This is a genomic window from Magnetococcales bacterium, from assembly GCA_015228935.1.
Lineage (GTDB): Bacteria > Pseudomonadota > Magnetococcia > Magnetococcales > DC0425bin3 > HA3dbin3.
Map to the genome: position 1 here is coordinate 96,863 of JADGCO010000003.1, position 12,155 is coordinate 109,017.

8 protein-coding genes are annotated in these 12,155 nt (G+C 55.7%); all 8 read left to right on the top strand.

The genetic code is table 11. The features are described 5' to 3' along the window. Nucleotides 1-12 precede the first annotated feature (12 nt). Entirely contained in the window at nucleotides 13-4,833 is a 4,821-nt protein-coding gene (locus HQL65_02185; protein MBF0135021.1) for an acyltransferase domain-containing protein, read from the top strand. 144 nt (nucleotides 4,834-4,977) lie between these two features. Then, nucleotides 4,978-5,862 (top strand): 3-hydroxybutyryl-CoA dehydrogenase, encoded by an 885-nt coding sequence (locus HQL65_02190; GenBank protein ID MBF0135022.1) that lies wholly within the window; start codon nucleotides 4,978-4,980, stop codon nucleotides 5,860-5,862. A gap of 17 nt (nucleotides 5,863-5,879) precedes the next feature. After that, complete coding sequence (locus HQL65_02195) at nucleotides 5,880-6,122, top strand: acyl carrier protein (protein MBF0135023.1); 243 nt, start codon at nucleotides 5,880-5,882, stop codon at nucleotides 6,120-6,122. A 291-nt stretch (nucleotides 6,123-6,413) separates the two neighbouring features. After that, nucleotides 6,414-7,595 (top strand): acyl-CoA dehydrogenase family protein, encoded by a 1,182-nt coding sequence (locus HQL65_02200; protein ID MBF0135024.1) that lies wholly within the window; start codon nucleotides 6,414-6,416, stop codon nucleotides 7,593-7,595. Continuing rightward, nucleotides 7,570-8,631: an HAD-IIIC family phosphatase gene (locus HQL65_02205; GenBank protein MBF0135025.1), complete on the top strand. Its 1,062-nt coding sequence runs from the start codon at nucleotides 7,570-7,572 to the stop codon at nucleotides 8,629-8,631. The genes HQL65_02200 and HQL65_02205 overlap by 26 nt, the downstream gene beginning before the upstream one ends. A 422-nt stretch (nucleotides 8,632-9,053) precedes the next feature. Beyond that, a complete protein-coding gene (locus HQL65_02210) occupies nucleotides 9,054-9,614 on the top strand; it encodes a DUF697 domain-containing protein (GenBank protein MBF0135026.1) in 561 nt (186 codons plus the stop codon). Between the two features lie 113 nt (nucleotides 9,615-9,727). Beyond that, nucleotides 9,728-11,371 (top strand): cyclic peptide export ABC transporter, encoded by a 1,644-nt coding sequence (locus HQL65_02215; GenBank protein MBF0135027.1) that lies wholly within the window; start codon nucleotides 9,728-9,730, stop codon nucleotides 11,369-11,371. After that, nucleotides 11,355-12,080 (top strand): thioesterase, encoded by a 726-nt coding sequence (locus tag HQL65_02220; protein ID MBF0135028.1) that lies wholly within the window; start codon nucleotides 11,355-11,357, stop codon nucleotides 12,078-12,080. The genes HQL65_02215 and HQL65_02220 overlap by 17 nt, the downstream gene beginning before the upstream one ends. Nucleotides 12,081-12,155: the final 75 nt, after the last annotated feature.

Here is a 12,155-nt window from a genome sequence, read left to right on the forward strand (position 1 = left end):
GGTGCAGAGGTCATGGCGATGAACCAGGTAAACCCGGATCACAAGGAACTCACGGCCCTGCAACGGGCAGCCTTTGCCCTCAAGGAGATGCGGGCCAGGATCGATGCCCTGGAAGGGGCACAGCGCGAGCCGATTGCCATCATCGGCCTGGGATGCCGCTTTCCGGAAGCACCCGACATTGATGCCTTCTGGAACCTGCTCTGTGCAGGCCGGGAGACCATACGCGAAGTTCCCAAGGCACGCTGGGATCTGGATCACTTCTATGATGCCAACGTCCATGCCCCGGGTAAAATCAACACCCGTCATGGCAGTTTTCTCAGTGAGGAGAGTGTCTATGGTTTCGATGCCGGCTTTTTCGGCATCCCCCCCCGCGAGGCCCTGCGCATGGATCCGCAACAGCGGTTGCTGCTGGAAGTGGCCTGGGAAACCATGGAAGATGCCGGCGTGATTCCGGCCTCCCTGCGCAACAGCCGCACCGGTTTCTACCTCGGCATGACCCAGAACGATTATGGCATCAGGCAACTAAGCGGCGATACCCGGGAGATTGTCGCGTTCACGGGTACCGGCAACGGTCTCTGCTTTGCGTCGGGGCGCGTCTCATTTACCTTCGGTTTTCAGGGTCCCTGCCTGGCCGTCGATACGGCCTGTTCATCCGCCGGGGTGGCCCTGCATCTGGCGGTCAACGGCCTGCGGCAGAAGGAGTGCGATCTGGCCCTGGTGGGCGGGGTACAGCTCAATCTGACCCCGGAGATGCAAATCTTTTTTGCCAAGATTCAGGCATTTTCCCCTGGTGGCCGCTGTTTCACCTTCGATGCCCGGGCCGATGGTCTGGTGCTGGGCGAGGGGTGCGGGGTGGTTCTTCTCAAACGTCTGTCGGACGCCCTGGCCGACGGCAACACCATCCACGCCGTGATTCGCGCCACCGCAACCAACAATGACGGACCGGCCAGCGGTCTGACCGTCCCCAACGAAGGTGCCCAGGAAAAACTCATCCGCGCCGCCCTGGATGCGGCCCGCCTGCCGGCGGATGCCGTGGGATATGTCGAGGCCCATGGGACGGGCACCAGCCTGGGAGACCCCATCGAAGTCGGTGCCCTGCGCACCATTTTTGGCGGGCGGCCCCCGGAAGACCCCCTCATGCTCGGTTCGGTCAAGACCAACCTGGGCCATCTCCTGGCCGCTTCCGGCATGGCCGGTATCCTCAAGACGGTGTTGATGCTGCGTCACGAAACCGTGGTGCCGCATCTCAACTTTGTCACCCCCAGTCCCAAAATACCCTGGGAAGGGTTTCCGGTAGAAGTGGTCACCACCCGCCGTCCCTGGCCACGCGGAAAAAAACCCCGCATTGCCGGGGTCAGCTCGTTCAGCCTCAGCGGCACCAACTGTTTCACCCTTCTGGAGGAGGCCCCGCCTCCCTCTGCGATCACTTGGCCAGGGCGACAACCCACCCGGCACCTTTTTACCCTGAGCGCCAAGACTCCTGCGGCGTTGCTGGACCTGGCCAGGGCGCACCTGCGTCACCTGCACGAGGCCTCGGCCACCCTCTCCCTGGCCGACCTGTGCCATACTGTCAACGCCGGACGCAGCCACTTCGACCATCGGCTGGCCATTCCGTGTGATTCACTCGTCGCGCTGCAAAGCGTGTTGTCGGGTTATACCTCTGACACAGGAATGGAAATACCCGGACTGACCGCCAATAACCATGACAAAACACCTGACCTGACCACCAACATCCGTGACAAAATACCCGGTCTGCATACATCCGAGTTGCCCCGGAGCCTGAACCTGCGCCCGGTCCTGCTTTTGGCAGGCCACCTGGAACGGGCCGCCTTGCAGGCTCTTCACGCCAGTCATCCCGGTTTCCAGGCACTTGTCAAACGTCATGATCCGCTGTTCTCACCCCATCTCGGCACTTCCCTGGCCACCTGTTTTCTGGAAGATTTCCGGCTCCCTCCGACCGACAATCAACAGGCAGAAGAACAACAAACGGCCATGGCAACCAGACTCCTTCAGTTTGCCGATCACTATCTTCTGGCGCAACTCTGGCAGGAGTGGGGCGTGGTTCCGGCGGCGGTCATCGGCGATGGCATGGGACTTTGGGCAGCGGCGGTCGTGGCCGGACTCCTGAGTCTGGAAGAGACCCTGATCATGCTGGCCGGGAAAAAACCGGTGACAAGGGTCACCTGGCATCCGGCGCAGATCACCATCCTGGACACCCGGGGCGTTGTTTTCAATGCGTCTCGGGCAACGACGCTGCTGGCCACAACGACCACGCCGGTGGACTCCGCTTCCCGTCAGACGACCACTGTCCCCTCTCTCCATCCTTCAAACACGAACGCTCTCCAGCCTGCAACCAGCTTCCAGCCTGCAACCAGCTTCCAGCCTGCAACCAGCTTCCAGCCTGGAATCACCGTCCTGACGGCGCAAGAGTACGAAACCATTTTCCGGGGTGCTGCCACGCCCCAGCCACCGGATCCCGGCCGTCCATCCGATCCGCTGGCCACGCTCCAGCCCCCCACCGCCCGACTCCAGCCTGACCTGGATGGCGTGATGGCCCTTTATCTGCGCGGCATGACCCTTGATTGGCAAAAAAGGCATGCCGGGTACGGATGGTCGCTTTTGCATGTGCCGGGTTATCCGTTTCAGAGAATACGTTATTGCCTGGAACCACCCCCCAGGCCAGCGCCGGTCACCACCACATCACCGGTGGCGTTGCCATCCAGACCGGCACCGGAAACAGAGACCTCATCTGTGGAGCCACCGGCGCAACCTGAACCTCAATCATCGACTGGAACCGGTGACCACAGGCCAGCCATTCCACCCGGATCGCCCTTGCCGACCGAAACCGGCGGCCAAAAAGAACCGGTTGCGGAAAAGGCCGGAGAAAAAATGCCGCTGCCTGCGGCAGTGGGACACCCGCCAGCCGTGGCCCGCATCCTGGCGCAACAACTGCACACCGTATCGCAAACGCTCACGGGTGTTGTGGCCCAGCAATTGGCCCTGTTGCAGGGACACTCCCGGCTGCGCGCCGGAAACCGGATATCATCGACAACCGGTCAGATGACCCCGGTCCCTGCCGCCATTGCCGCACAGGAGACCCCGGTCTCAGCCGCCGTCGCCGCACAGAAGGCCCCGGTCTCAGCCGCCGTCGCCGTGCAGGAGACTCCGGCCCCACTTGCCACCAAACAGGAAATTCCGGTCTCAGTCGTCACCACCGCCAAGCCGAAAACCCAGGAACCGGCAGTCATGGCCAGACCGGAAACCTCATCCCCAACCACCAACAGGCAGGAAAGTCCGGCCCCAGCCGCCACCAACAGGCAGGAGACTCCGGCCCCAGCCGCCACCAACAGGCAGGAGAGTCCGGCCCCAGCCGCCACCACGCAAGCGATTGGCCCGTCTGCAACAGCGGATGAGACGACACAATCTGCGGTCACCCTGGGCACATGGCACCTGTTGCTTCTTGCCACGGCGGATGCACCGGCCATGAAGGCAGCAAAAGAGGAGGCCAGCACCGCTCTGCGCCAGGATCCCGGCCCAACCGTCACCAGAAGCACACAACTTTTGACCCGCAAGGCAACCGAAGAACACCGTTTATTCCAGGTGTACGACACCCCTGAGACCGGGGCAAAACAACTCGAAAGCAACGATGCCCGTCGGGTGATCGAGGTCCGCTGCCCGGGAACCGCCACCTCCCCGGTCTTCATGTTTCCCGGCGTGGGGGATCACTACCTGCACATGGCCAAAGGGTTGTACCAACAGGACCCGGTCTTCCGGAAATGGCTCGATTATGGCTGTCAACGCCTGGTCGGCGAACTGGGCGTGGATTTGCGCACCCTGCTCTACCCCCGGGACCCGGAACCGGCCAAACCGGTCCCAACGGAGAAACCGGCATCAACAGAGAAACCGGCATCAACGACCACAACCCCGACGGCAAAACCAGTCCCGACGGCAGCCGAAAAACCCCGCTTCGATCTGAAAGCCATGCTGGGACGCGGAAACGCCGCCCCCCCGGACCCCAGGCTCCAGATTCTGAACAAGACCATCCATATTCAACCCCTGATTTTCATCATTGAATATGCCCTGGGACACATGTGGCTGGCCCGGGGTGTACGTCCCACGGCCCTGATCGGCTACAGCACCGGGGAGTATGTGGCGGCCACCATGGCCGGGGTGATCACGCTCGACGACGCCCTGCTGCTCGTCACCCGCCGGGCACAAATCATCGATGCCCTGCCCTCCGGCGTGATGCTCGCCGTGCCGCTGCCCGCCGAAAAACTGCTCCCCCTGCCCCATGCCGACCTCTCCCTGGCCATCATCAGCACCCCCAATCAGTGCGTCGTGGGGGGACCGGCGACCGCCATGGAAATTCTGGAAAATCAACTGCGCACCAGGGAAATCATGACCCGTCGCCTGGCCGGCACGCATGCCTTTCATTCGAGCATGCTCCAACCGGCACTGGAACCGATCACACGGTTGGTGGAATCCTTTCCCCTGCGCAAACCGGTCATTCCCTACATTTCCAACATCACCGGCACCTGGATCACGGACAGTCAAGCCACGGACCCGGCATTCTGGGCACGACATACCTGCGAAACCGTGCAATTTGCCAAGGGACTGGAGGTGTTGCTGGCCGACACCAACCGCGTTTTTCTGGAAGTGGGACCCGGGCAGAGTCTGGGCAGTTTCATCCTGCAACACCCGCACACGCGACAACTCAAACACAAAACAACCTTCCCCTCACTGCGCTCCATGTATGAAACTCAGGCAGATGAGGCCTTTTTCTTGCATACCCTGGGCAAACTTTGGCTGGCCGGAACCGAGCTGGCAACTTGAGAAAACGAAAGAAAATACCTGAATTGGCCGGCTGGGACCGAACAGGTCGGAACTGAACTGGCAAGTTGAGAAGACGAATAAAAAATTCCTGAATTGGCTGGCTGAGACCGAACTGGCAACCTGAGCAAACAGAAAGAGACCTGGATGATTGACAAAACAGTCGGAGTCATTGGGGCCGGAGTGATGGGCAGCGGTGTGGCCCAGAATCTGGCCCAGAGCGGTTTCAAGGTGATCCTCGTCGATATCGCCGACGCCATCCTCGAACGCACCCAAAACGATATCAGAAACAATGTCCGTTTTCAGCGGCTCTTCGCCAAGGACAAAAGCAAGGTCGATGATCCCGACCAGATCGTGGGACGCATCACCTTCACAACCAACGATGACCTGCTGGCCAATGTCGGATATGTGGTGGAAAATGCCGCCGAAAAGTGGGAGATCAAAAAAGAGATCTATCCCCGCATCGATAAAATATGCCCGACGGAGGTCTGTTTTGCGGTCGATACTTCCTGTTATTCAATCACCCGGGTCGCGGCCCTGACCCAACGTCCCGACAAGGTGATCGGCATTCATTTCATGAATCCGGTCCCCATGAAACCCACCGTGGAGGTGATCCGCGGCCACCACACCTCGCCGGAGACCATCCAGACGACCATGGATTTTCTGGCCGCCATGGGAAAGACCGGCATCCTGGTCAACGACTCTCCCGGCTTTGTTTCCAACCGGGTCCTCATGCTGACCGTCAATGAAGCCATCTTTCTGCTGCACGAAGGGGTTTCCACGGCCAAGGATGTGGATGCCATTTTCAAAAAATGCTTCGGTCACCAGATGGGTCCCCTGGAAACCGCCGATCTGATCGGTCTCGATACCATCCTGTATTCGGTCGAGGTCCTCTACGAAAGTTTCAACGACAGCAAATTCCGCCCCTGCCCCCTCCTCAAAAAAATGGTTGATGCCGGGTTGCTGGGGCGCAAGAGCGGCCAGGGCTTTTACAGCTATGCCACGGCCGGGTCCGCCCAAGGCAAGAAATGATGGAGGGGATAACCACGATGAGAAACACACAAGACCTCGAACTGATTCGCGATTTTCTTGGACGCTTCGTCAGCACCCCGGACGTGGATCCCGATCTGGATCTGTTTGCCTCCGGCATGGTCAACTCGCTGTTTGCCATGCAACTGGTGTTGTTCGTGGAAAAAGAGTACGGAATCAAGGTGGAAAACGAGGATTTGAACTATGAAAATTTCAAATCCCTGCATGCCATAGTCGATTTTATCGACAAGAAACGCCCCTAGCCAAACCCTGGCGCGAGCGACCACCCACAGGTCAGACACCTGCACTGAAAACCGTATCGAGTCCGGCCTTGGCGCGAGCCACCACCCACAGGTCGGGCACCTGCACTGAAAACAGTATTGGGTCCGGCCTTGGCACGAGCAACCGCCCAGTCAGGCACCTGAACTGAAACAGTGTTTAACCCGGCCCTTGTGGGAGCAACCACCCAGGTCGGGCACCTGAACTGGAACAGTGTCTGGCCTGATCCTTGCGAGAGCAACCACCTGTCAACCGGCAACCGGGAACCAGCAGCCATGGAAATCGAACTGAACGAAGCGCAACGTGAGGCACAAGCACGGTTTCGGGCCTTCATCCAAGCCCATGTGACACCCGTTGCCGAAGAGAATGACCGGCAGGAAAACACCCCTCCCGACCTGATTCAAAAACTGGCTCAGGAAGGTTATCTGGGAGCGCTGATCGACCAGAAATACGGCGGCGGTGCCGTGGACATACTCACCTGGGGATTGTTGTGCGCGGAAATTGGCCGTGCAAGCGCCTCCCTGTTGAGTCTCCTGACCGTCCACAGCATGGTGATCCAGGTCCTGAACAAATGGGGCAGCGAAGAACAACGTCAAACCTGGCTGCCCAAACTGGCCAGCGGCGAAGTGATCGGGGCCTTTGGCCTGACCGAACCGAACATTGGCAGCGATGCCAAAAGCATCGAAACCCAGGCCGCCACCCACGCCGACGGATATCTCATCAATGGCGAAAAACGCTGGATCTCCTTCGGACAGATGGCCCGCCTGTTTTTGATATTCGCCCAGCACGAAGGCAAAATTGCGGCCTTTCTCGTGGAACGGGAACGGAACGGCTTCTCCACCGAACCGATCACCGGTCTGCTCGGCTTCCGGTCGGCAATGCTGGCCAGGGTGCATATGCGGGAGTGCGTCATCCCGGCCACCAACCTGATGGGGCGCATCGGTTTTGGATTTTCCCACGTCGGCAGCACGGCCCTGGATCATGGCCGCTACTGCGTCGCCTGGGGGTGCCTGGGATTGACGGAAGCCTGCCTGGATGCCTCCCTGGAATATACCGAAAAACGGTACCAGTTCGGGGCCACCCTGAAAAATCACCAGTTGATCCAGGAAATGATCGCCGAAATGATCGTGGGCATCCGGGCCGCCCGCCTGCTTTGTTATCAGGCTGCCTTTCTCAAACAGCGCGGCGACCCCTCCCTGATCATGGAAACCTCCATCGCCAAATATTACACCTCCCGTCTGGCCATGCGTGCCGCCAACGATGCCGTCCAGATCCACGGTGCCAACGGGTGCAGCAGCGACTTTCCCGTGCAGCGCTACCTGCGGGATGCCAAGGTGATGGAAATCATCGAAGGCAGCAATCAAATGCAACAAATCATCATTTCCAAGGTCGGCTACCAGGAACACCTCCTGGCCAAACGGGCTGCCCGCCATCAGGGAGGCAAGAGCCGTGGGTGATTCAGCCCGCCGTGAACACAAGATCAAATGCGTGGTCTGGGATCTGGACAACACCCTGTGGAACGGAACCCTGCTCGAAGACCAACAGGTGACCCTGTTTCCCCAGACCCTCGCCACCATCAAAACCCTGGATGAACGGGGAATCCTCCAGTCCATCGCCAGCAAAAACGATGCGGACCTGGCCCTGGCCAAACTGGAGGAATTCAATCTGGATGAATATTTCATCTACCCCAAGATCAACTGGAACCCGAAATCCGCCTCCGTCGAACAAATCGCCAAGGAAATCAACATCGGACTGGACACCATCGCCTTTGTCGATGACCAGCCCTATGAACGCGAAGAGGTGGCCTTTTCCCAACCCAAGGTGCTTTGCATCGATGCCCGGGAAATTGGCCGGATTCCAGACATGCCGGAAATGCAACCCCGGTTTGTCACCGACGACTCCCGCCGCCGGCGGCACATGTACCAAAGCGACATTCAGCGCAACCAGGTCGAAAAAGCCTTCACCGGTCCCCAGGACGCCTTTCTGCAAACCCTGGCGATGGTGTTCACCATAGCCCCCGCCAAGGAAGAAGACCTGAAACGGGCTGAAGAGCTGACCGTCCGTACCAATCAACTCAACACCACCGGTTATACCTATACCTATGACGAATTGAACTTTTTCCGGCAATCCAAAGACCACCTCCTGCTGGTGGCCACCCTGGATGACAAATTCGGCACCTATGGCAAAATCGGTCTGGCCCTGATCACCTGTGACAAGACCGTCTGGCGCATCAAACTGTTGCTGATGTCCTGCCGGGTCATGGCACGAGGCGTCGGCTCGGTCCTGATCAACCACATCCGCAACGAAGCCCGGCGACACGGGGTACGCCTGGAAGCCGAAATGCTCACCAACGACCGCAACCGGATGATGTACATGACCTACAAATTCACCCATTTCACGGAAATAAACAAAGAAGGAGAACTGATCATCTTTGAAAACGATCTTTCCAAGGAACAAAAATTTCCGGATTTTTTGCAGGTCGTCACAGGCTGAAAATGCGACCCGACCAAAAATACGGATGAATTTCAACATTAACCACATGAATGCACGCGGCCATGACATCCACGCCGATCCGTAAAACCGGTGAGGAATTGACTTGCTTTCCGACAGACAACAGGATATCTCTGTACAATAGTCAGGAAACGTGAAAAAAAGACAACCGGGTGCATCATTTCAGTGTGGTGTGCCCTATGCCCACGAATCCGGTTTGGCAGGATGCCACTCCCCCTCTTCGGGTATGGATGCCAGGCCCTTGTGCAGACCCGTTGGTGTCGTGATCGGGTAGACAGGCAGGTTATCTGGATGCGTGAATATTCACATTTTTTGCTGCGCCAGATCACGCCCGATTGATGACAATCAAGCGGATACGGTACAGTTCGATCAGATCAATCAACACGTTCGCAGGAGGTTTTTATATGGAAGCAGCCACGGCTCAAGAAGCCACGATCAACTACCAGGAGCGGTCCAATGATGCGGACAAGATCATCCGCAACTATGCCATCGGTTCCGCCGCCGCCGGTGCCATCCCCGCTCCCGGCATTGACCTGGCCGCCATCACCGCCATCCAGTTGAAGATGCTCCACAGCCTCTCCAACCTGTACAATGTTTCATTCAAAAAAGAGCTGGGCAAAAGCGCCATCGCCTCTTTGTTGACCGGCGTTGTCCCCCTGGCCTCCCGCCAAACCATCTCCAGCATCATCAAAGCAGTACCTCTTGTTGGACCCATGGTTTCCCTGCTGACCATGCCGGCCCTGAGCGGTGCATCATCCTATGCCATCGGCAAGGTGTTCATGCAACACTTTGAATCCGGCGGCAACTTTCTGACGTTCGATCCCGCCAAAGCTCGCGGTACCTTCGAAAAAGAGTTGGATAATGGCAAGGAAATGATCGCTGCGGCCAAAACCGACGATAAATCCAAAGTCGATCTCCCTTCATTCTCCTCCGATAAATCCTCCACACCCAAAAAGACCATCTGACCGTTGCGTATCCACACTGGCAGGCCGACCCGTTCGGCCTGCCGGTTTTTATTCATTGATATGCATTCATGCCATAAACCATTCATGCTCTGAAAATCGGGTTTGGTCAAGTCATGTATCTGGCACAAAGACTTTTGGAGTTTATTGACAAGGAGAGCGAGCGACCCAAGGGTAAATTAATTTTTTTAGCAGTCGTATCTGGTATTTCCAACTGTGTTCTGCTGGGTATCATCAATCATTCGGCAAGTTTGGCCATCAAGGGCGATTTGCAGTTGGAACCTTTTTTGTTGTACGTCGTGTTTCTCTTCCTTTTTATTTATACAAAAAATTATGCCTTGACCCAGGCGTCCATCATGGTCGAGGAAATTCTGCGCAAGGTCAGGGTTCGGATCATTGAAAAAATTCGTCACAGCGAACTGATCAATATTGAAAAATTTGGTCAGTCTGTCCTCTTCAACAATCTCTCCCAGGCAACGATCCTCATATCACAAAGCTCGAACATGATCTTCGCCGCCATGGGAGCCGGGGTCATGATCTTCTTTGCCATGTTTTATATTGCCTGGATGACCATGAATGGCTTTATTCTGACTGGAGTGGCCCTTGGCATGGGAACCTGGGTCTTTCTGAGCAAGCGGAAATCAATCATCGACGACCTTGAAAAAGCCGTGCAACAAGAAACCGTGTTTTTTGAAACATTCACCCATAGCTTGCAGGGGTTTTCTGAGATAAAATTAAACAAACTCAAAGGGGACGATCTTTTCCATCATCAAAAATTGATTGCCTACGATGTGGAACGCTACAAAAGGCAGGCAGGCGTCAACTCCGTGTTTGTTTTTACTTTTTCACAAATATTTTTATATATTTTGATCGGCAGCGTCATATTCATCTGGCCGGTGTTGGACTCGACACCCCCCGAATATACCATCAAATTGACCGCATCCATCCTCTTCATCATCGGCCCCATCGACATGCTCGTGGGTTCCCTGCCCCTGTTCATCAAGGCCGACGTGGCCGTGGATAACCTGCGCAATCTGGAAGAAATGCTTGATAAGGCAACAAAATGGAGCGAACCCGAGGGCTATGTATTCAATCCCCACCCAACATTCGACAACATTCAGTTGGAAAATGTTCATTTTAGTTATACAGACAGTGATGGAGTCGCCACATTTACGGTTGGACCAATTGATCTTAATATTAACAAAAATGAAATTTTGTTTATCGTAGGCGGTAACGGCAGTGGAAAATCAACCATCCTGAAGCTGCTCACCGGACTTTATCATCCTTTGAAGGGAAGGATATTGATTGACGGAAAACCCCTCAACGAGAACAACTATATTAACTATCGAGAATTGTTCTCTGTCATCTTTACAGATTTTCATTTGTTTGATCGATTTTATGGCATCAAAGATATTGACAAAAAGTATGTTCAATCATTATTAAAAATGATGGATATTGACAAGAAAACCAAGTATGTTGACGGGGCTTTTGTCAATTTGAAACTTTCTACCGGCCAACGCAAGCGACTGGCTTATATTTCTGCCCTTCTGGACAACAAGGAGATTTACATATTTGACGAATGGGCAGCCGATCAAGATCCTAATTTCAGGAAATATTTTTATGATGTGTTGCTCCCAGAGTTGCGCGAGAAAGGCAAAACAATTATTGCTGTGACGCATGATGATAAATATTTCTACGCAGCGGATCGAATATTAAAGATGGACGAAGGACGTTTTATTGATTATGAATACCACAAATAACATAAAAACGCTTTTTGCGTTGCCATTTGCCGGTGGAAGCGTTTATTCTTATCGGCCATTGCAGGTATTGTTGCCGAAAAATTTGAATTTTATTTCGCTGGAACTACCCGGGCATGGACAACGTATTCGCGAGCCTCTTCTGACCGACCTGGATGCCATGGTGGATGATATTCTTACCCAAATGCGCCCAGACCTGGATGGCTCACCCTATGCCATCTATGGACACAGCATGGGAGGCCTTCTATCCTATCTGCTGTTGCATCGCCTCGGCAGCGTGGGTGTTCCCTTGCCCGTGCATTGGGTGGTCAGCGGGGCCAGATCTCCTTCCCGGATCCATCGCTCGCGCCGTCAAGCCACCCTCTCCCGTGAGGCCTTCTTCTCTGTCCTGAACCGACTGGAAGGCTTGCCGCGCGAGGTTTTGGCAGACCGCGAACTCATGAATTTTTTTGAACCCATCCTGCGGGCCGATTTCCAGGCTGTTGACGATTACCAACATCGTGCCCGCCCCCCATTGACCATACCCCTGACCGTTCTCCATGGCACCAACGATCAAATGGTCAATGATGCAGAAATCGCCGGATGGGCCACCGAAGTGACCGGAGAAACCGAATTTTTCCGCTTTTCCGGCAACCATTTTTTTATCAGTACACACGCAATCGAAGTGGCCAGAATATTTGAACATATTTTGATACTTCCAGATCATGTCTGAGAGGCTGTCCATGAACTCTCTAAAAAAAATTGGAAAGAAAGATTTTATTGGGGCTCCGCCCCAAACCCCGCCAAG

Excerpts from the sequence above, each read along its gene's own strand:
- HQL65_02215 (MBF0135027.1), top strand. The coding sequence starts at position 9,728 with ATGTATCTGGCACAAAGACTTTTGGAGTTTATTGACAAGGAGAGCGAG.
- HQL65_02200 (MBF0135024.1), top strand. The coding sequence starts at position 6,414 with ATGGAAATCGAACTGAACGAAGCGCAACGTGAGGCACAAGCACGGTTT.
- HQL65_02195 (MBF0135023.1), top strand. The coding sequence starts at position 5,880 with ATGAGAAACACACAAGACCTCGAACTGATTCGCGATTTTCTTGGACGC.
- HQL65_02190 (MBF0135022.1), top strand. The coding sequence starts at position 4,978 with ATGATTGACAAAACAGTCGGAGTCATTGGGGCCGGAGTGATGGGCAGC.
- HQL65_02210 (MBF0135026.1), top strand. The coding sequence starts at position 9,054 with ATGGAAGCAGCCACGGCTCAAGAAGCCACGATCAACTACCAGGAGCGG.
- HQL65_02220 (MBF0135028.1), top strand. The coding sequence starts at position 11,355 with ATGAATACCACAAATAACATAAAAACGCTTTTTGCGTTGCCATTTGCC.
- HQL65_02185 (MBF0135021.1), top strand. The coding sequence starts at position 13 with ATGGCGATGAACCAGGTAAACCCGGATCACAAGGAACTCACGGCCCTG.